18 protein-coding genes and 2 tRNA genes are annotated in these 20,119 nt (G+C 68.6%); 10 read left to right on the top strand and 10 right to left on the bottom strand.

Annotated features, from left to right (window positions below):
• Positions 1–145: 145 nt before the first annotated feature.
• The 5 genes from ACIRR8_RS11895 to ACIRR8_RS11875 all read right to left on the bottom strand — a co-directional run bounded on the left by ACIRR8_RS11895 (position 146) and on the right by ACIRR8_RS11875 (position 7,860).
• Positions 146–772, bottom strand: a complete 627-nt coding sequence (locus tag ACIRR8_RS11895; RefSeq protein ID WP_404062287.1) for a pyridoxamine 5'-phosphate oxidase family protein — start codon at positions 770–772, stop codon at positions 146–148.
• On the bottom strand, positions 769–1,821 hold the full coding sequence (locus tag ACIRR8_RS11890) for a LuxR C-terminal-related transcriptional regulator (protein WP_404062285.1): 1,053 nt from the start codon (positions 1,819–1,821) through the stop codon (positions 769–771). The genes ACIRR8_RS11895 and ACIRR8_RS11890 overlap by 4 nt, the downstream gene beginning before the upstream one ends.
• Positions 1,822–2,262: 441 nt before the next feature.
• On the bottom strand, positions 2,263–4,995 hold the full coding sequence (locus ACIRR8_RS11885; RefSeq protein ID WP_404062283.1) for a BTAD domain-containing putative transcriptional regulator: 2,733 nt from the start codon (positions 4,993–4,995) through the stop codon (positions 2,263–2,265).
• Between the two features lie 241 nt (positions 4,996–5,236).
• On the bottom strand, positions 5,237–5,914 hold the full coding sequence (locus tag ACIRR8_RS11880) for a response regulator (RefSeq protein WP_404062281.1): 678 nt from the start codon (positions 5,912–5,914) through the stop codon (positions 5,237–5,239).
• A gap of 104 nt (positions 5,915–6,018) precedes the next feature.
• Positions 6,019–7,860: a sensor histidine kinase gene (locus ACIRR8_RS11875; protein ID WP_404062279.1), complete on the bottom strand. Its 1,842-nt coding sequence runs from the start codon at positions 7,858–7,860 to the stop codon at positions 6,019–6,021.
• Between the two features lie 298 nt (positions 7,861–8,158).
• Between ACIRR8_RS11875 and ACIRR8_RS11870 the strand changes: the two genes are divergently transcribed.
• Complete coding sequence (locus ACIRR8_RS11870; protein WP_404062277.1) at positions 8,159–8,863, top strand: hypothetical protein; 705 nt, start codon at positions 8,159–8,161, stop codon at positions 8,861–8,863.
• Positions 8,864–9,183: 320 nt separating this feature from the next.
• Here ACIRR8_RS11870 and ACIRR8_RS11865 read toward each other — a convergent pair.
• Positions 9,184–9,292: transfer RNA gene (locus ACIRR8_RS11865), tRNA-Ser, on the bottom strand.
• 200 nt (positions 9,293–9,492) lie between these two features.
• Here ACIRR8_RS11865 and ACIRR8_RS11860 point away from each other — a divergent pair.
• Positions 9,493–10,128: a DUF433 domain-containing protein gene (locus ACIRR8_RS11860; RefSeq protein WP_404062275.1), complete on the top strand. Its 636-nt coding sequence runs from the start codon at positions 9,493–9,495 to the stop codon at positions 10,126–10,128.
• Positions 10,128–10,490 (top strand): DUF5615 family PIN-like protein, encoded by a 363-nt coding sequence (locus ACIRR8_RS11855; protein ID WP_404062273.1) that lies wholly within the window; start codon positions 10,128–10,130, stop codon positions 10,488–10,490. The genes ACIRR8_RS11860 and ACIRR8_RS11855 overlap by 1 nt, the downstream gene beginning before the upstream one ends.
• Positions 10,491–10,708: 218 nt before the next feature.
• Here ACIRR8_RS11855 and ACIRR8_RS11850 read toward each other — a convergent pair whose 3' ends face one another.
• Entirely contained in the window at positions 10,709–13,789 is a 3,081-nt protein-coding gene (locus ACIRR8_RS11850; protein WP_404062269.1) for an Eco57I restriction-modification methylase domain-containing protein, read from the bottom strand.
• A gap of 219 nt (positions 13,790–14,008) precedes the next feature.
• On the opposite strand from ACIRR8_RS11850, the gene ACIRR8_RS11845 reads away from it, so the two are divergent.
• A complete protein-coding gene (locus tag ACIRR8_RS11845) occupies positions 14,009–14,572 on the top strand; it encodes an HD domain-containing protein (RefSeq protein ID WP_404062266.1) in 564 nt (187 codons plus the stop codon).
• Here ACIRR8_RS11845 and ACIRR8_RS11840 read toward each other — a convergent pair.
• Both ACIRR8_RS11840 and ACIRR8_RS11835 read right to left on the bottom strand, forming a co-directional pair.
• The gene (locus tag ACIRR8_RS11840) at positions 14,560–15,027 is read right to left on the bottom strand and encodes an NUDIX hydrolase (RefSeq protein ID WP_018489396.1); all 468 of its coding nucleotides are present in this window, start codon (positions 15,025–15,027) and stop codon (positions 14,560–14,562) included. The two genes, ACIRR8_RS11845 and ACIRR8_RS11840, sit on opposite strands and share 13 nt — an antisense overlap.
• Entirely contained in the window at positions 15,014–15,787 is a 774-nt protein-coding gene (locus ACIRR8_RS11835) for an XRE family transcriptional regulator (RefSeq protein ID WP_404062264.1), read from the bottom strand. Before ACIRR8_RS11835 ends, ACIRR8_RS11840 begins: the two co-directional genes overlap by 14 nt.
• Positions 15,788–15,883: 96 nt before the next feature.
• Here ACIRR8_RS11835 and ACIRR8_RS11830 point away from each other — a divergent pair, with 96 nt between their 5' ends.
• From ACIRR8_RS11830 to ACIRR8_RS11805, 6 genes are all read left to right on the top strand, one after another.
• A complete protein-coding gene (locus ACIRR8_RS11830) occupies positions 15,884–16,576 on the top strand; it encodes an HAD family hydrolase (protein WP_404062261.1) in 693 nt (230 codons plus the stop codon).
• 105 nt (positions 16,577–16,681) lie between these two features.
• A complete protein-coding gene (locus ACIRR8_RS11825) occupies positions 16,682–17,584 on the top strand; it encodes a radical SAM protein (protein ID WP_404062259.1) in 903 nt (300 codons plus the stop codon).
• A gap of 61 nt (positions 17,585–17,645) precedes the next feature.
• Positions 17,646–18,218, top strand: a complete 573-nt coding sequence (locus tag ACIRR8_RS11820) for a hypothetical protein (RefSeq protein WP_100455499.1) — start codon at positions 17,646–17,648, stop codon at positions 18,216–18,218.
• Entirely contained in the window at positions 18,136–18,798 is a 663-nt protein-coding gene (locus tag ACIRR8_RS11815; protein WP_404062256.1) for a class I SAM-dependent methyltransferase, read from the top strand. The genes ACIRR8_RS11820 and ACIRR8_RS11815 overlap by 83 nt, the downstream gene beginning before the upstream one ends.
• A gap of 11 nt (positions 18,799–18,809) precedes the next feature.
• A complete protein-coding gene (locus ACIRR8_RS11810) occupies positions 18,810–19,397 on the top strand; it encodes a class IV adenylate cyclase (protein WP_404062253.1) in 588 nt (195 codons plus the stop codon).
• Positions 19,398–19,416: 19 nt separating this feature from the next.
• Complete coding sequence (locus ACIRR8_RS11805) at positions 19,417–19,731, top strand: hypothetical protein (RefSeq protein WP_404062251.1); 315 nt, start codon at positions 19,417–19,419, stop codon at positions 19,729–19,731.
• 232 nt (positions 19,732–19,963) lie between these two features.
• Here ACIRR8_RS11805 and ACIRR8_RS11800 read toward each other — a convergent pair.
• A tRNA-Thr gene (locus ACIRR8_RS11800) sits at positions 19,964–20,040 on the bottom strand.
• Positions 20,041–20,119: the final 79 nt, after the last annotated feature.

Genomic DNA, 20,119 nt, shown 5'->3' with positions numbered 1-20,119 from the left:
ACGGGTTCCTCAATGCCCGGAACCGGCTGCCGATTTCGGCCAGTGGGCCTTTCGGTTCTGGTCAGGGATTTCCCTCGTGGAGGTGCTGGATGACCGGATCCGGCTGCCGTTTCCGGACAGCCGGTGAAGGTCGGCAAGACACCCCCTAGGTCCGGGCGTCGAGCTCCGCGCGGAGGGTGGCGTTCTCCTGCTCCAGCCGGGCCAGCCGCTCGTGGAGCGGGGCCAGCGCCTCGGAGACCTCGCGCTGACTGAAGCGCGGCGTGATGTGGTTGGGGCAGTTCCAGGCGTACGCCTCGACCCGGACGGTCATGATCTGTTCGACCCGGCCCTCGGTACGCGGCGACTCCAGCCGCTCGGCGAGCGCGAGGTCCTCGTCGACGGGTACGGCGGTGGCGTGGCCGAACACCTTGAGGCGGGCCTGCCGGGCGTGGTCGATGAAGAAGAGCGCGACCCGGTCGTCGCCGCGGACGTTGCCGGTGGTGACGTACTGCCGGTTGCCCCGGACGTCCAGGAAGGCGAGCGTGTACGGGTCCAGCACATGGACGAACCCCTGCGGCCCGCCCTTGAACTGGATGTACGGCCAGCCTGTCTCACCCACGCTGGCGAAGAGGAAGCCGTCGAGGCTCCGGATGAAGTCGGCCGACCGCGCGTCCAGCGGATCGGGCTCCTCGGCCTGCTCCCGCAGCCGCCGTCCGGCCGCCGAGGCACTGCCCATCTCCTCCTGGACCTGTCGTACCGCCGTGGTCTGCGCGAGTTGGTTGAAGCGGCTCATAAGGCACTCCCCAGGGCCAGGTCGACCAGGCCGGTACGGGCGGCCAGCACGCCGGCCTGGAAGCGGCTGCTGGCGGACAGGTCCTGCATGATCGTGGCGACATGGCGGCGCAGCGTCCGCTCGGACATGCCCACCCGGCGGGCGATGACCTCGTCCTTGGCGCCGGAGGCCAGCAGCGAGAGCAGGGTGGCCTTGAGCTCCTCCATGGTCCCGGCGTAACCGGCCGCACCGGAGTCGAAGTCGACGGCGGACTCCCAGACGCGGGCGTGCAGCCCGGCCAGGAAGGCCGCGACCGTACTGTCGTAGACGACGGCGATCTCGCCGTCCTCGCCGTCGGTCCCGGACGGGATGAAGGCGGTCTTCCGGTCGAAGACCAGGAAGCGGTCGCTCATCTCCTTGGTGGTGCGCACCTTCCCGCCGGCGGGAAGGAGTTCGCGGAGGTGTGCGCGGGTGCCCGAGTCGCCGCGGGCGGTGTGGGGGTAGAGGATCCGCCCGTGCGCGCCGCGCCGGAGCGCCTCCAGCACCAGCGGTCGGGCCAGGCGCAGTTCCCGGGTCTCGCGGGCCACGCAGGGCTGCATGACGAGGACCTCGGTGGTGCAGCTCTGCGCGGCCTCCAGCAGCCGCAGCTCGATCTCGTCCTGGTCGCCGGTGATCACCACCGGTTCGGCGCGGGTTCGGGACTGCCTCTCGAACGCCGCCGCGAAGGCGCTCAACTGCCCCTGGAATCCGGCGAGCCGGTGACGGCTGTCGAGGATCTCCCGCTCCAGCGGGACCAGCAGCTCCATCTGCGCCGCCTCCGGAGCGACCGCCACCAGCCCCTGCGCCCGGCCCTCCGCCGTTTTGACCAGCCGCAGTTCGCGCAGCACACCGACCGCCCGCTCGGCGTACGCGGGCGGGGCGCCGAGCTCCTCGGCGATCCGTGACGGGTCGAACGGGCCGCGCCCGAGCGCCCGTTCATAGAACGCGACGGCGAACTCGTCGATTTCATCCGGCCATGAGCCTTCCGGCCGTGAGCCTTCCTGACCGGGGGCCGGTGCCACGAATTGCATCGTTACCTCATTCTCAGCGCGCGGATGATGGCGGCCTGGCCGAAGGAGAGGGGCCCGGAACGCGCCCCGCACGGAGGGCGGCGCGGGCCACCGTCGAGCTGTGGCAACGCGCCACCTCATGAGTCGGCACGGGTACTGGCCTTGCGGTGCTGTGCGTTCGGTGGTGTGCGTTCGGTGCGTGCACTGCTGTGCGTGCGGTTCGGTGCGGCCACAGTACGGTCACGGGCTGGTCGGTCTCCTACAGCCGGACCAGAGCCCCAGAAGCCCACCAGAAGCGCGGCCCGGCCCGAACAGACCCACCCTGAGCTGGACTTACCCCGACCGCTGCCGACGGGCTCACAGGGACCGGCAGAACTGGTCCAACTGCCGGAGTAGTTGTCCTGCCGCCGGAGCCCGGGGCAGGACATGATCACGGCGTCCGGTCCGGAGGCGGCGCGGACCTCAGTGGCTCAGCCCGAGCCCGACCACGCCCTCGGGCGTCCCCGACGCGCCGCCATGGCAGGTGAGTTCGCGATGCGGCGAGGGTCGGTCGCCGGGCGGCCGGACCGTACCGTCCTCCCGACGCGCCGCCCCGATCCGGCGCAGCGCCAGCGCCTGTCCGTCCGCCCACTCCGCCTGCCGCGCGAGCTCCAGCGCGCTGCCGAACAGCTCCACGGCCTGCGCCCGGTCCGCCAGCAGCCAGAGGCACTCGGCCCGCCGCAGCTGGGCGGCGGCCTGGGCGCGCGGTTCACCGTCCGCCACCGCGGCGAACAGCCCGGCGGTCGCGACCTTGAGGCACTCACCCATGTACATCCCCACCGAGAGGAAGCCGTGCAGGCTCTCCGCCAACCGCCAGGCGAGGGTGGTGAATCCGGCGGCGGCGGCCTGCTGGACGGCGCCCGCCAGGTTCTCGCGCTCGCCGTCCAGCCACTCCGAGGCCTCTCCGTGGTCCGAGAAGACCAGCGCGGCCGAGGCCGCGTCCCCGGTGGGCGGACCGGCGGCGGGCTCCGCCGGGTAGAGCAGCCGGGCCGCCGCGTCGGCGTGGTAGAGGTACCACTCGAAGAGCCGCTGCCGGGCCGCGTGCGCCTCCTGGGCGCCGGCCAGCTCACGGGCGTAGGAGCGGACGAGGTCGTGCAGCCCGAAGCGGCCGGCGCCCCGTTCCCGTACCAGGTGGGCGTCGGTGAGGGTCACCAGCAGTCCGGCGGCCGCGGCGGAGGTGGTGTCGGCCAGGGCCGCGGCACCGTTGGCGGAGACGTCCGGGCCGGGCATGAGGCCCAGGAGGCGGAACATCCGGCGGGCCTCGGCGGGGAGCGCGAGGTAGGAGAGGTCGAAGGCGGCCCGTACCGTCGAGCGCCGGTCGCCTTCGACGCGCAGCCGGCTGAGCATGTCGTCCCCGGCCAGTTCGGCGCAGTAGCCGGCGATGCCGGTGTCGCGGGCGACCAGGTTGGCACCGGCGATCCGGATGGCCAGCGGCAGCCCGCCGCAGACGCGCACCAGCCGGCGGGCCGCCTCCTCCTCTGCGGAGGCGACGCACTCGCCGACGATGCTGCCGAGCAGCCGGCGGGCCTCGTCCGGGTCGAGGACGTCCAGGGCGAGCTGGCGGGCGCCGTCGTTCGCGACGAGCCCCGCGAGCCGGCTGCGGCTGGTGATCACCACCGCGCAGCCCCGGGCGCCCGGGATGAGCGGTCTGACCTGCTCGGCGTCGCGCGCGTTGTCCAGCACGATGAGCATCTGGCGGTCGGCGAGGAGCGTACGGTACAGCGCGGCGGCCTCGTCCTCGTCGGCGGGCAGCCGGCCGGGCGGTGCGCCGAGCGCGCGGAGGAACTGCGCCAGGACGTCGCCGGGGCGCAGGGCCGGCAGCGGGGAGTGGCCGCGCAGGTCGACGAAGAGCTGTCCGTCCGCGAAGTGTTCGCGCCGGGCGTGCGCCCAGTACTTGGCCAGGGCGGTCTTGCCGACGCCGGGCGCGCCGACCACCGCCATCACGTGGGAGCGGCGGTCCGGGTCGGGCGAGACGAGGGCGTCCAGGTCACGCATCTGCCGCAGCCGTCCGACGTACGAGCCGGACATGGCGGGCAGTTGGGCCGGGAGCGGTCCGGTGGCGGCGGTGCGGCCGGCCAGGGCGGGGAGGTCCGGGTGCTGGGCGCGGGGCAGTTGCTGGCGCAGCACGCGCAGGTGGGCGTCGCGGACCTCGGCGCTGGGGGCGATGCCGAGCTCCTTGTCGAGCCGGTCGCGCAGCCGGCTGAAGACGTTGAGCGCGGCGGCCTGTTCGCCGCAGCTGCCGAGGGTGAGGATCAGCCGGGCGTGCAGGCCCTCGTGGAGGGGTTCGGTGTTGACCATGGACCAGAGCACGGGGACGGCTTCCTCGGGCCGGCGCAGGAGCAGCGCGGTGTCGGCGTGCAGCAGCACGGCCTTGACCCGCCGTTCGTTGACGACGACGGCGGCCGGGTGCTGGCGCAGCACCGGATCGGCGTCCGCGAGCACGGGACCGCGCCACCACCGCAGCGCCTGGGTGAGCGACTCGTACGCGGCCTGGGGGTCGGGCGCGCGGTGGAGGCGCTCCGCCTGGGCCAGCAGCTCGTCGAAGTGGCCGAGGTCGGTCTGGCTCCGGGACGCCTGGAGGAGGTAGCCGGTGGGCGTGCGGACGACGGTGGGCGCGGGCGCGTTGCGCGGCCCGCCGGGGTCCAGGAGGCGGCGGACCTGGCTGACATAGGTGTGGATCAGGCTCTGGTGGGAGCTGGGCGGCCCGGCCGGCCAGAGGGTGTCGGTGATCTCGCGCTGGGTGGAGGGCTCGGGGTGCTTGAGCGCGAGCAGCCCGAGGAGCCGGCGCAGCATCGGACTGGTGACGGGGACGGGCGCCCGGCCGCGCTGGAGGGCGAGCGGCCCGAGGATCAGCAGCCGCGGCCGGGCGGCGCCGCGCGGTGGCCCGGTACGGGTGACGGCCAGCAGCTCCGCCAGCTCACCCCCGCTCAACTCCAGCACTTCGGCGAGCCGTTGAAGCGTACGGGCCTGCGGCCGCTGCACCCGCCCCCGCTCGATGTCCCGCAGCGCCCGTGTACTGATCCCGGCCCGTAAAGCAGCCGCCTCCTGACTCAGCCCGGTCCGCCGCCGGTACGTCTGAAGCCGATGCCCGAACGCCCCCTGCTCCCCCACCGGCCCACCCGGGGACAGCACCTCGGCCGACGTCCGCTCTGACATGGCATCCCCCTCGTCCGATGACCGCCCCCGCCGATCACGGCCCACGGCGCCGTTGCGGGCCGTGCACGGCCGACTCTCCGGAGGCTTCGCCGCGGATCAGTTTGGACTAGACCAATGGGTCAGGCAAGGGGGCATCCGGAGGGCGGAAGGGGGCTCCCCAGGGACGGGCCGTACGGGGCCCCGTACGGCCGCCGCACCCCCGTACAGACGTCGGACCGCACGGACATGACGCTCCGTCCGGTCAGTGCCCGCCCGGCTGAAGTCCCCCCGGCTGGAGCCCCGCGTCGCGAGCGAGGAGGGCGGCCTGGACGCGGTTGTCGCAGTCGAGCTTGGCGAGGATGCGGCTGACGTACGTCTTCACCGTGGCCTCACTCATGTGCAGCCGCCGCCCCGCGTCCGCGTTGGAGAGCCCCTCTCCGAGCAGCGCCAGCACCTCGCGCTCCCGGGTGGAGAGCCCGTCGAGCCGGCGCCGCGCGGCCTCCCCGCGGGTGGTGGCCCCGGTGGAGGAGAGCGCGTCCACAACATGCCGAGTGGCCGCGGGTGAGAGATACGCGTTGCCCGCCACCGCGGCCCGCACCGCCTGGATCAGCTCGCCGGGCGCGGAGTCCTTCAGCAGGAACCCCGCACCGCCGTGGCCGAGCGTCCGCAGAACGTTGTCCCGCTCGCCGAAGGTGGTGAGGATCAGGACCCGTACCTTCGGCGCGGTACGGCCGAGCTCGACCAGCGCCGTCAGCCCGTCCATCACCGGCATCTGGATGTCCAGCAGCGCCACGTCGACCCCGCCGCCCCGGGCCTTCTCCACCGCCTCGCGGCCGTCCCCGGCCTCGGCGACCACCTCGATGTCGTCGGCCGAGGTGAGGATCGCTCTGATGCCGGCCCTGATGAGCGGCTCGTCGTCGGCGACCAGGACCCGGATCACACAGCCTCCTGCGCGGTGTCGGTCATGACGTTGTCAAGGAGAACGGACGGAGTGGCCCCGCCATCATGCCCTGTACGGACCGGCCCGCCGCACGGAGCCCGGCATCACTTCGCCTTGTACGTCTCCTTGGAAACCAACTTCCCGTCCCGGAAGCAGAACCGGAAGACGGTGAGCTCGTCTACCCCTTGATCGTCCTCGGAGGTGAAGTGTCGGCACGTCGCTCCCTCGGGCAGCTCGGGCCCCTGGTCCGCCAGGTCCGAGGTGAGCCACGAGTCCTCCGCGGGGAGCCTGGCCTGGATGTCCGCCTCGGCGTCCCCGACCTTCGCCTCCTCGTAGACGCTCGGCGAGATGTCCGCCTTCTTCACCTCCTCCGTCATGACGCCCACCCCCCAGACCGCCAGGCCGACCACGCCCGCGACGAGGACGACGGCGGTGACGGCGCAGCCGATGGCGACGTTCTTCCTGGTACTCATGATGGTGGTGAACTCCCTCTGTGGATCGGCCCCGTCGATGACCGTTCCACCGTCGCCCACCGCCCCCGGGCGCCACTGCCCCCGAACGTCGCGAGCCGGTACGACGGAGGTCGCGCCGTACGGCCCCGCGCCCCGTCCGCCCTTCCCCGCCCCGTGCGCCCCGAGGTTCCCCGTCCGGCCCTCCGCCCCGCTTCCCGCCTCGCTCTCCTCCCCGTACGGCAGCATCCCCGCGATCCGGAAGCCGCCGTCCTCGGTAGGCCCGGTGTGCACCATGCCGCCGACCCGGCCGACCCGCTCGCGCAGCCCTTTCAGCCCCTGGCCGCCGCTGATCTCCGGCGGCACCTCGGGCGCTCCGCCCGGTACGGGCCCGTTGGCGACCTCCACGACCAGGCTGTCCGGTTCGTACCGCAGGGCAAGGCGTATCGGGGCGCCCGGCGCGTGCTTGTGGGCGTTGGTCAGCCCCTCCTGGACGATGCGGTACGCCTCGTGGTCGGCGGCGGGCGCCAACGGCCGCCGGACACCGCTCCGGTCCAGCGACACCGCCGTGCCCGCGCCCCGGGACGACTCGACCAGGCCGTCGATGGCGGCGGTGGTACGGGGCACGTACGTCACCGAGGCACCGCCGCCCACCGGCTGCTGCTGGCCCCTGGTCCTCCCCGTACCCCCGGCGGGAAAGCCCCCCTGACTCCCCTGGTGAGACTGGTACTCCTGGTACTGCTGCTCGCCCTGTCGCTCCCGGTACTCCGCCTCGTCGTGGAGCACCCCCACCGCCGCCCGCAGCTCCGCCATCGCGGTGACGGAGGCATCCCGGAGGATTCCTACGGCCTCCCGCTGGTTCCCGGTCAGCTCCGGGTCGACCTGGAGGGCGCCCGCGTGCACGGAGATCAGGGCGAGCTGGTGGCCGAGGCTGTCGTGCATGTCATGGGCGATGCGGTTGCGCTCCAGCAACCGGGCCTCACGGGCCACCATCGCCTGCTCGCGCTGGAGTTGCTGATTGTTCTGCCACAACGCGTCGACCAGTCGCCGCCGTTGGTCCCGGTAGCGGCTGACGAGGGCCGGCACCACGGCCAGGGTCAGGAATGTCACGACGTTCCACCCGAGGGTGACGGCCAGCACGGGCGCGGCCCCGGAGGTGATGTCGTCGTACAGGCCCGGGACGGTGTGGAGCACACCCGCGGCCCCGAACGCGGCGGCCACCCGCCAGGGTTCCGTGATCCGCCGCCCCGCCGACCATGCGGCGCAGACCAGCAGCACGGAGGCCATGACGTTCCACCCCCCGGCCAGCGGGGCGGAGAGGATCAGGACGGTCGCGGGCAGTGCGTGGCGCGCGGGTGCCAGCAGCGCCATCGCCCCGGCGAGGAGGACGGTCCATGCCCCGAACGTGCCCATCCACGCGCCGATGCCCGCGGCGAGCCCGGCGAGGGTGACGGCGAGGACCGCCTCCCCGACGATACGGGCGGGGCTCCAGAGCACACCGCCGGTCAACCGCCGCCGAAGGCCCCGAAGGGCGAGCCCTGCGGACCGTACCCGTCGGTCTCCCACACCCGTACCCGCCCTCACACCCACATCCACTTCCCTGTCCGCATACACCGGGCCGACGGTAGGACCCCCGGAAGAACGCGCGCATCGGCCGAGCGTCGTGCCACCGTACGACGAAAGTTGACACCTTTCGTCGCCCGGGATCGCGACTTCCGGAGACTGACCCGAGCCGGTCGTGCGGCCGACCATGGACGGACCGAAACGGGGACACGGGGACAACGGGAGATGCCACATGGACAGCACGGGCACGGAGTCGAGTACCGGAACGGGCACGGAGAAGGACAAGGCCGCCTTCAGCCTCACCAAGGCCACCCCCGCCCCAACTCCGGCCCCCGCACCCGCGGAAGCACCGGACATCCAGTCCCACGACACCTTCGTCATCAAGAAGAAACTGAGCCTCACGGCAGGCGAGTACATGGTGAGCGTGGCCCGGCCGGACGGCTCCGAGGGCGAGCCCGTCGCCTACGCACGCGAGAAGCGGCTGTCGCTCAGGGGGCAGGTGACCGTCTACACGGACGCGTCCAGGAAGTCCGTCCTCGCCGCCTTCAAGGGCCGCGACCACGAAGTGGGCTACATGTACGACGTGCGGGACGCTTCGGGCCAGTCCTTCGGGTCGTTCTACGAGGACGCGGGCGCGTCTTTCCTCCGCAGGACATGGCAGGTGCGGCAGCCGGGGACGATGAAGCTGACCGGCCGCGAGCGCAGCCGGGTGGTGGCCTTCGTCCGGTTCGTCTGGGAGTTCATCCCTTATCTCGAGTACGTGCCGTTCATCTGGCCGTACCGCTTCACGTACACCGAGAGCGGCAAGCCGCTGATGACCGTCACCAAGAAGCTGGGGCTGCACACCCGGTACGTACTGGAGATCCTCGCGCCCGATGTCGACCGCCGCCTCGCCATCGCACACACACTGGCCCTGGACGCCCTGGAAGCGGACTGACCCGCAGAACGTATTTTGGCCATGCCGAGAAACAGGACCTCCTTCGCGCTGCTCACAAAGCCGGAGGCTCGCGGAAGCGCGCCGGCGACCTCCAGCCCCTCGGAGGTCACCGGCGGGGGCCTCGACGATGACGACAATCTGCCGGCCTTCGTCGCGGTGGGCGCCTCCACCTCCAGCCCCCTTGGACGGCCACCCGCTTGTCCACCGGTCGGCCACCGGCGGCTGCTGCGAGGCCCGGAACGGCATCGCGACCGCACAAGGAGTCTTCGAGATAAACACAAAGGCCGAGGTCAGACAACATCTGACCTGGGCCTCCACGGGGCCGCCTTCGGGATTCGAACCCGAGACCTACGCATTACGAGAGCGCGCAAGATCGTGACGGTAGATGCCAAGCCGTGGCACTGGGTCCTGTTTTTGCTGGTCAGCGGCGTGAGATCGAGAGGCACGTGCTCGTCCGGTCCGGCCCGTGCCAACCTGTCCGCTCACGCACGGCTCACGCACGCTGGACATTTCACCGGTTCGCCGCTGAAGATCTGGAGCATCCGGGCTCTCGTCGTTCTGTAGCGTTCCCGCTCGGAGAACTGGGATGATGGCACCCCACAGCACGCGACCAGGATGGGAGGCAGCGGATGGCGTACTCGACCCGCATGGCTGCCGCCCTCTCGGGAGCGACAGTCGGACAACTGCGCACGTGGAGACAAGACCGCGGCAACGGGCCGGTACTTCAGCCCGGGCTGGCAGCCAGGCCGGCCCTGTACTCCTTCCGGGACGTACTCGCGCTGCGTGCGTTCGCCCACCTTCGCCAGGACGTGTCACTCCAGAAGATTCGCGTAGCCCTGGCCACCCTGAGAAGGATCGGGGAGGTCGAGCACCTGTCCAGTTACTCCCTGGTAGCCGAGGGCGACTCGATCGTCCTTGCAGGTCATGATGACCACGGCACCGATCTGGTCAAACGTCCTGGGCAACGGGTGATCGCCACCATGGCCGACATCCTCGAAGAGTTCGCTCCCCGAGCCGGCGTCGTCGTCCCCCACCTTCTCCAGCCGAAGCAGCACGTCACTGTCGACCCCGAAACTCAGGGCGGGCAGCCCGTGATTACGGGCACAAGGACCCCTTTCGACTCCGTCGCGGAGTTGATCGAGGACGGCATCCCCCCTGAGGAGATCGCCGACTACTACCCCGGCGTCACCGCTGACGCAGCACGTGACGCTGCTTCCTTCGCGCTCTACGTGGACAGCTACAGCACGGGAGCGCGCGCTGCCTGATGCGGATCCTCGTCGACGAGAACGTCCCCGTGCAGGTGCTGGAGATGCTCAGACGAATCCTGCCCGGGCATGAGGTAACGCACGTCAGCGAGATCAAATGGGCGGGCAAGAAGGATCTCGCGCTTCTCCCCGATGCTGCAAAAAAGGGCTTCGACATTTTCCTGACCAGGGACGCTCGACAGCTGGAGGATCCGTCGGAGACGGAGGCCATCAAGAAGTCGGGAATGCACCACATCCGCTTCAGCCAGGCACACAAGGGCATGGCCGGTCTGGGCCTGTCTATGGGCGCGGTGGTAGCGGCCATGCCCTTGATCGTCGGCGAGCTCAACGAAGCAGCCGCTCAGCAGCTGATCCACATATAAGGCTTGAACCCGTTGAGCAAGCACCGCTTCGAGCGTGTGGACCCGTCCCTCTTCCCGCCGTCCTACTGGCCACGCTAGAGAAGGGATGCCTCCTTCCGCATGCCTCGATGTGTGGGACAGCCCTGGCGCCCACTCAACTCGAGGCTGGGCGGGTGATCCTTCGTCTCTTCTCCGCCCTGAGTGCGGAGAAGAGACGAAGGATCGAAGGGCCGGCGGTTTCAGCCGAGCAGTTCGGTAACTAGTTGATCAAGCTCCTCCGCGTCGGGAGAGCTGAGGAGGAAGTCGCGCAGGGTGCGGCGGATCTGGATGTAGCTCTTGCCGTCCTCGAACTTCAGCTCCGCGATCCGCTGATACTCGGCCTGGCCGAGCTCCGCGATGCGTGCATGACTTTCGTCGGCCGGGTCGAAGGCCGGGATCGGCAGCTCCCATACGGCCTTATCAATGTCTCGCTCGTCCTTACCGTAAGACATGAGAGGGCGTACGGCGTCGGTACTGTACGAAGAGTTCAGTACCGCGAGCAGGTACGTACCCTCCTGGCGGGTTGCGACGGTTCCCCAGTACAGCTTGTGGTCGATGATCGCGTTCGAGTCCTCCACAAGCGCGGCGGTGACATACATGCCAGCCTTTCCATACACAACCCGTAGGGGTGCGCCGGGGAGCTGATCGGTCAGGCCCCTACGAAAGTTGAGTCTCTCAGCCAGCGTGAGCCGCTCACTTGAGCGGTTGTCATCCCAGAGCCGTTCTGCGTCGCGCCACCAATTCGCCAGGTCGGGGTACCGGTCCAGGTGGTCATGTTCACCGTCCATGAGTGTTTTTGTCCCCTCGATAGGCAGGACGACCTTGTTGGCACCCATAATCCGGTAGGGAACGACGTGCTCACCGAGCAGGACGGGGCGGACAAACTGCTTCTCGACTGATCCCTCGCGGTCGGGAAGCCCCTTCCAGGGCTTCTTCTCCAGAGTGCTGCGCTGTGAGCGGACCGAGACTCGACCGCCGCCGAGCCCGAGGGGATTGGCAGCTTGTTCATTGACGAAGAAAAGCACCCTGGGGACGACGGTAGCCCCTTGACCGAAGCGGTCCCGGTACGGAGAGTTAATCAGCCCCTCCTTGGGATAGCGGAGCTCACCGGGCTTACGCGTGATCCAGCCCTTGGCCCGCTCCCAATTCGCAGCGCTCCTAGCGATCTTCCCGGTCCAGATCTCGGTCTCCTTGGACAGTGCGACGGCGCTGTTGCCGCGCTGGCCGATGGCGAGGGAGCGGCGGCGGCCGAAGACGACTGCAGCAGCCCGGGGGAAGAAGTGCGGACGCAGCCGTCGCAAGTCCCAGGAGCCAGTGAAGTTGACCTTGACGGGGTGGTCGGGATCCGTCCATTCCCCACTGCGAAAACCGGTCCAGTAGGGGCGATCTAGAACGGGGTTGGGGACTACAAAGGCGAAAGAACCGCCCTCGCGCAGGTACTGCTGAACAGCGCGAGCGATGAAGAGGCCAGACAGGTCCTGATGGGTAGCGACCTCAAAGCCCTTCCACAGGCCGCGGGCCTGCATCATGTCCTTGAAAGTCGTCTGCATGTCGCTCGGCATGTGCCGGTAGGACAGCCAAGGCGGATTGCCAACGAGGACGTCAACACGGTTCTCGGCGCGCGACAGCCACATGGGGCGGGCCAGGTTGCGAACGTAATAGGACCAAATGTGGTTGCGACCCTCGTCGACCAGGTCACACAGGACACGGAAGTTGTCCGTCAGCTCCTCCTGGTCGTCCGAGCTGGAGACCCCATGTCGGTTGAAGAGAGCGCTGAGAGGGGGCAGCTTGCCCTTAGCCCGGTGCGGATCGGCTGCCTTGTCAGCGAGCTCGTTGATAATCGCATCAAAGCGGTTAGCATCCTGCAACAAGGCTTCGGAGAAGCGAAGTTCGTTGGTGAAGAGTTGGTTGCCCGCACCGGTCTGGATGACGAGGTGACCGTGGTCGATGAGGTCAGTGCGCTGGTCCCACTGGAGACTGTCACCCAAGTAGACAGGCACGCTTATCGGGCCGCGCTCCTCGGAGGTGAGTGTCTCGCGTCCGATGGCAAGGAGGTAGGTAACGCGGGCAAGGGCCACGGCGACGGGGTGGAGATCGATGCCGGCAACATGGTCATGGAGCCCGTCCAGCGCCTCTCGCAGTGACAATCCATGGTCCCGTGCAGCCGCCAGGTAGCGGCGAACGCCGTGGAAGAGGAACGTGCCGGAACCACACGACGGGTCCATGATCCGCAGATTCAGCGGATCGGGGACAGCTTCGGTCACCGTCGCTTCCGCCAGCCAGTCCGGCGTGTAGTACTCCCCCTGCTTCTTACGGGTCTCCGCGGCGATCACCGACTCGTACAGAACCTTCAGCACATCGTGCTCGACCCTTGACCAGTCGAAGCCAGCGAGGCGACGGGACAGGTCTTGAACAAAACCCTCGCCGCCCTCGATCTCCAACGGCCAGCCGAAGAAGTCCGACTCGACCACACCCGAGATCCGCGCCTGCGTGAACAGTTGGCCGTTGACCAGCGAGGCAGGAGGGGTGTCCTTCACATCGATCCCCATCACCGCGTGCGCGATGATCGAGGCGGTATTCACCAAGAGCGTGTGCTCGATGAACAGATCGTCGCTGTCTTCGAATTGGGCTCCCAGGGCGCTGCGCAGCAGCCGCGACCACAGGTCCCTCTTGAGCTGAACTGTCGGCAGACTCTTGTTCTTCTCGTACAGCGCGGCCAAGACCGCCTTGTCGATGGAGTGGGCGACGCTGTCCGCTCCAAGGCGGGTTGCAATGGCATCTGGCGTAGGTACCGCGCCCTCGGACGTTGCCAGGACACCTTCGAGCCACCGGACCAAGTCCAGCGACTTGACGTTACGCTCCCGCGCATCGAATTGGTTGACCTCGTTCAGCTCATTATTGACCAGCGTGTAAGCGCGCCAGTCAGCGCCATCGGTGAGGATGCCGACGTGCCGCCGCTCGCGCTGCTCTGTACGGGCCCGCACGTACTTCGCCAGCTGCGCGACCGCGTCCTTGCGGATCTTTGGGCGGCTGATGTCCTTCTTGACCTCTATGACGGTCGCGCCCATCTCGATATCAATGCGGTGACCGGTACCGCCGCCCACCTGCGCTTCCAACACAGGGGTCAGGAGATCATGCTCGCCAAGATTGAGATCCGCATCGAGCAGGAACTGGCGGATGTCCGCCTGCAGTGTCGCTTCAGCGCGGACAGCCTTGCGCTCGATGACCCGCTTGAACACAGTTTCAAGCGCGGTGGGCGAGGGAGGTACGGAGAGCGTCACGGCGAGAGCTCCAAGAGCATCAAGGTCTGCGGGTAAGCGGGGGGACGTCTGGTCCCGTCGACCATTGTCGTGCAGGTGCGCCTGCTGGCACAGCCCCACTCGCGTGCCGCAGCGTCACCCTAGTCTCATAACAGGCCATACCGGTCCATCAGGCTTCAAACCGCTGAGACTCGTTATCGATAGGCATGAGCGAGAGGCACCCTGGACACGAACCACGATATGGATGACAAGTTCGGCAAGTTGGCGATGGAACTAGCGCAAACCGAACTCAGCGGTCCGCTTCCACGACGGTGGGCACATACACAAGGAGTGGCTCAGCGTGCGATTGAAGTGCGTCAGGCCCTCGGCGTAGACGCTGGCCTGCTCCTTGCTGCCGCCACGCTTCATGACGTCGGGTACGCACCCCGGCTCGCTGCGACCGGATTCCATCCACTGGACGGGGCTCGGTTCCTCCGTGACGAGCATGGGGCCGACAAGCGGCTGGTGCGGCTGGTCGCAAACCACTCGTTTGCGCTCCTTGAGGCAGAGGAGCGCGGGTTGCACGAGGAGCTGGCGGCGGAGTTCCCATTGCCGGAGGAGCCGCTGCTGGTGGACGCCCTCGTGTACTGCGACATGACCACCACGCCCGACGGCGACCGAACCACCGCGCAGGACCGGGTCGCGGAGATCCGCAGCCGCTACGGGGACGACAGCGTGGTCGGGCGGTTCATCCGCCGGGCGGCTCCGGAGATCTTTGCCTCCGTGGAGCGGGTGGAAGCCGCCCTTGCTGCTCAGCCGAGGTAGGGGTAGGTGCCGGCCAGGTAGTCCCCGATCTGCTGGCGCATGCTCGGGTGGATGTCGTACTGGTCGAGGTCGGCCGGCTGGACGAAGCGGACGCCGTCGGCCTCGTCGTTGATCGTGGGCACTCCTCCGACGGGTCGGCCGATGTAGGTGTTCTCGTACTGCTGGCGGATCTCGCCGTCGGTGTACGCAACGATGTGGTTCGGGTTGGTGTAGACGCCGAGGAACCCGGTGAGCTCCGCGATGATCCCGGTCTCCTCCAAGCACTCGCGCACCGCACACTCGGCCGCGGTCTCACCGATGTCCTGGGCTCCGCCGGGGAGTGCCCACTGGCCGGTGTCGCGGCGACGCTGGAGGAGGATGGCGCCCGTCTCGTCGGCGACGAGCAGGTTACTGGCCGGGATGAGGGTGTTCGCCTTCGGAGCAGAGGGATCGTTGTAGTACTCAGTCCTCCCCATGGTCGGCGGTCCTCTCCTGGTCGGGTGCCCATTGCCTCGCGGCGGCCCAGACGGCGTCGAAGCTTTCAGCGTAGTTGTCGAACCACCCTGTATCGCCTGCCCTCTTGAGGTGCAGGACGGGGTTGGCGCTGGCCGGTTGGCCCCAGATGTGCGGGTTGACGAGCAAGTTGTCGTCGTAGCGGAATATGGACGTGTAGAGGGTGGTGTCGTGGAGTCGTACGCCGCACCCGGCCTCGCCCAGCAGCGGGCGGTAGTACGTCAGTGAGGCGCGGATCTTGGCGGCGAGGGTGTCGCCGATTCCCTCCTCGCGCCCCCGTACGGCGACTGCCTGCCCGTCGGGGTCGCCGAAGCACAGGCGAACCCGCACGCCGTCGGCGGCGCGCTCGGAGAGCATCTTGGCGACGTGGGGGTTGGACTGGGCGAAGAAGGTGCCGGAGAAGACGAGGACGCCGATCTCGTGCCGCGCCTCTCGCAGCAGTGCGAGCCATACGTCCCGGGGCACGCTGGCTCGGTTCTGGTAGGTGCCGACCAGCTCGGTGCCTAACCCGTCCCGCGGCCGGCCTGGACGCTTGGACGGCTCGGGCCAGAGAAAGGTCTCTTCGACGCGCAGGTGTCGCGCGACGCGGAAGCGGTGCCGTGCATGAGGAATCCGTCCGCCCAGCCATCGGCTGACCGTCTTGGGATCCACCTCGCAGATCTCGGCGAGTGCATCGGGCGAGACGCCGCGTTGGCCGAGCACGGTGCGCAGTCGGTTGTTCACAGCTGCCATCGAATCGGCACGGCACGTGATCGCGCAAGGACGTTTTGGGACGCAGTCCGTTGTAGTGACACCTCGCGGACTGCCTACTCTGGTGGCATGGAGCTCTTCGTCCTGTGGGACATCGACCACACCCTCATCGAGAACGCGGGGGTCAGCAAGGAGATCTACGCCGCTGCCTTTCGTGCCCTCTCAGGTCGCGAGCCCACGGAGCCGGCGCGAACTGAGGGGCGTACGGATCGACTGATCATGCGCGACATGTTCGCCCGCGAAGGGCTGCCCGTGCCCGACTGGCACCTCATCGAAGCAGCACTCGCCCAGGCAGGGGAAGCGCGCCTGGAGGAGCTGCGCAGGCGCGGGACCGCCCTGCCCGGTGTGCACAACGCCCTGAAAGCCGCCTCGGCTCAGACTGGTTGGGTCTCCTCAGTCCTCACCGGCAATGTCGCCGCCAACGCCCGTGTGAAGCTTGCCGCGTTCGGGCTCGACTCCCTCCTTGATCTACCGGCCGGCGCCTACGGAGCGGACGCGGAGCTCCGCCCCCACCTGGTCGCTGTCGCCCGCGAGCGCGCACAGCGGCTTCATGGTGTTCCGGCCGACGTTCCCACCGTCCTCGTGGGGGACACCCCTCGTGACGTGGAAGCGGCTCTGACCACAGGTTCCGGCGTCCTCGCTGTCGCCTCCGGCATCCACACCCAGGAGGAACTGACCGGCGCCGGAGCCGTCGACGTCCTGCCCGACCTGTCGGACACAAAGCGTGTACTCGGCATCCTGGAGTCCTTCGCAGGTCGCTGAAAACGTCCCAGGACGTCCTTGGACCGTCCCCGAACGCGGTGTCGAGGTCCCCGAGCAGAAGGCCACTATCAGGCTCCCACCAGGCAACCAGCCGAAGGAGTCGACGTGATCGAGGAAGTCACCGGGATCAAGAAGATCCGCATGCTGTACCTGCAGCTGCTCTACCGCTGCAACTTCACGTGCCTGCACTGCTTCCACGGCAAGCGGCTCCAGTACGCCGACGCATTCACCGTCGACGAAGCCGCGGATCTCCTCACCCTGATGCGGGACGAGTACGGCACCGAGGCCGTGACCCTGCTCGGTGGAGAGCCCTTCGTCCACCGGGACCTCGCGCAGGTCGTCCGCCATGCCAAGGAGGAACTGGGACTGCGCGTCGAGATCTGCACCAACGGGTACCGGATCGAGCGCCGTCTGACCGAGATCGCCTCCTCCCTGGACCTGCTCAGGGTTTCGCTGGAGGGCGTCGGGTCGACCAACGACGGCATCCGAAAGCAGGGCAGCTACAAGAGCGCCCTGGAGGCGCTCGGTCTGGCTCGGGATCTCGGCGTTCCGACCGGTGCGACCATGACCGTCACCTCGCGGAACATCGCCGAAGTCCTGCCCCTCGGAAGGGCCTTGGCGGAACTCGGGGTCCGGCAGCTCAAGCTCCATCACCTGCGGCCGGTCGGCAACGCCGCCGACCACCCCGAACTGCTGGTCACCTCCCCTTCCGCCTACGGGCGGCTCCGGGACGAGCTGGCGTCAGCCGATCTGCCCTTGGAGGTGATCGTCGACGAGGACCTCTCCGAGGACGGTGCCCCGCAGGTGTGCGCGCCCTCCGAAGGTCCTCGCGAAATCGACCGCATCGAGGTCGACCCGCGCGGTGCGCTGACCATGTCCTGCAAGGCCGTGGGCAAGGACGCACACGCCTTCTGGTACGAGAAGGCGGCAGGACGCATCGTCCACAAGCCCTCGTCCGTCGACGAACTCACCCTCGCGGTACCGGACGTGGTGTACGGCCGTGCCTGATCACCCACGCTTCGAGAGCCTGGAGGGGTTACGCGGCACCGGCAAATCCACCCTGGCGCCCATGCTCGCCGCCGCCCGACAGGCCGTCCTCGTCGCTACCGTCCCGCTGCCCTACCAGCCGCTCAGACAGGCGCTGGACGAGCGGACGAATGTAGAGGCACGGATGTGCTTCTACCTCTCGGGCCTGTTCACCGCGGCCGAGGAGATCCAGCACCACCTCGACGCCGGCGTCCCGGTCGTCGTCGAGAGCTACTTCGCCCGGTGCCTCACCACTCACCGGGCCCTGGGGGCACAGCTCGGTATCACCCTGCCGAGCTGGCTGCCGACACCCGCTACCTACCACCTCGTCTGCGACGACGACGAGAGACAACGTCGACTCGCTGGGCGGAACAAGCCGGTGTCGCGGTGGGACTCACTGATCGAGACCGCTACGGACCGGGTGACGGACGCCTACGCCTCGTTCCCGATGCATCGCGTCGACACCACAGGGCGCAGCCCCGACGAGGTCCTCCGAGTGATCATGGATACCGATACGCAAGGAGCGCACCCCCATGCAGACTCAGAGCCTGTGGGAGCACACCCTCACGTTCTTCCCGCAGTTCCTCGCCACGTTGCGGGAACGTGTCGCCCCTGACGCCACCGTCGCGGTGGTCGGCGCGAGCGACGGCAAGTTCGTCCTGCCCCTCGCCGCCGCCGGCTACCGCGTCGTCGCCATCGAACGCGACGCGGTCGCCCTCCACGGGGGCGACGTCCACCTCCCGGGTGACAGCCAGGCCCACGCGTTGGGACTGATCGATCGCCTGAAGCTCGAAGAACTCCACGAACGCGTAGAGGTTGTTGAGGACGATTTCCTGAACGGCGAGCCCCTGGGCCTGCAGTGCGACGCGGTCCGGACGAGCTGCTCGTGGCACTACAGTGCCAACCACCACCGCCCGCTCGGCGAGTTCGTCGACCGTATGCAGCGCCTGGTTCGCCCAGGCGGCATCTTCGGCGCGGAGTTCATGATGCCCGTCGAAAGACGCCACCACATGATCGAGCACTACACCTCCCCGGAACGCCTTCACCCCCACTTCATCGGCGACTGGGAGGTCCTGCTCACCCTGCGCACCACTGAGTTCACGGAGCGCGCCCACATCGGCCAGCTACACGACCACACCCACCGCATGGGCCTCCTGCTCGCGGCCCGGACGTCCACCCTCACCGACCACTTCTGAGAGAAGACCCCGTGAAGCACGAATACGAGGCGAAGTTCCTGGCCGTCGACGTCGCCGACCTCCAGAACAAACTGAGCGCGCTCAATGCGGTCCAGGCATTCCCCCGCACGCTCCTCACCCGCAAGATCTTCGAGAACGACTCCCTCGACGGCGGAGCCTGGATCCGTCTGCGGGACGAGGGCACCCGCTCGACGCTCACGCTCAAGCAGGTAACCGACGCCACGACGATCGACGGCACCAAAGAGATCGAAACCGAGGTCACCGACCTGCACGCCATGGCCGACATCCTGCGCCGGGTCGGCCTCACCGAGGTCCGGTACCAGGAGAACTACCGCGAGGAATGGCGCCTGGGCGAGGTCGCCTTCGACTTCGACACCTGGCCGGACCTCCCCACCTTCCTGGAGATCGAAGGACCCGACGAGGCATCGGTGCGCCAGGCCGCCGCCCTGCTGGACCTCGACTACTCCGAAGCCCGGTTCGGCAGCGTCGACGAGATCTACAAGAGCGAGTCCAACCGCGACATCCTCTCCGAACCCACGCTCCTGTTCTCCGAAACCGAGAAGCAGAAGGAAGCCTTTCTCACCGCCCAGGACCGTTGATCGCGGAGGGAGACGAGCGATGCTGACGGAAGTCGCCCTACAGCACAGGGTGATCCCCGGGATCGCCAAGTTCGCCCGGGGAGGACTGCCCTCACCGGCGGCCACCGACGACGGCAACGAGTGGGTCGACGGCCCCCGCTGGCTCTACTGCGGGCGGCTGTGGACGCGCGTCCTGTGGATCGGCCCCGCCAGAGTCGCCGGGGCCCAGGCCCCGATGTACGCGTGCGGCGCCTGCATCGGCGCGCTGCAGGAACGGGTCTGGCAATCCTTCTTCAACGAGAACCGCCCCGCCGGCTTCACTCGGCCGAGCGAATCCGCCGAGGTGGGGCAGTAGGCATCTGGCAGGACAACCGGCAAGCATCGGGGCCAGGGCAGGCTCTTCCGCCGTAATTAAGCCACCGCCCCGGTCACGCTGGCGCCCGCCGGTGAGGTCAAGCCTGGCGCTGAGTGTGGGGCGCTCACGCATCGCTCACGCAAGCAACGTGACGGCAACTCGGCCGCATGACCCGCCGTGCCCCGAGCAAGAGAAAACCCCAGGTCACGAGCTACGTGACCTGGGGTTCTTCTGGGGCCGCCTTCGGGATTCGAACCCGAGACCTACGCATTACGAGTGCGTTGCTCTGGCCAACTGAGCTAAGGCGGCACGCCCTGTCGCACTATGGTGCGATCAGCAGCGGGGCCAAGTCTACACAGTTTCCGGGGGTGCTCCGTACACGGTGGGC

It is taken from the genome of Streptomyces sp. NPDC101178, assembly GCF_044767965.1.
Taxonomy (GTDB): Bacteria; Actinomycetota; Actinomycetes; order Streptomycetales; family Streptomycetaceae; genus Streptomyces.
This window is presented reverse-complemented; position numbering and strand designations above follow the sequence as displayed.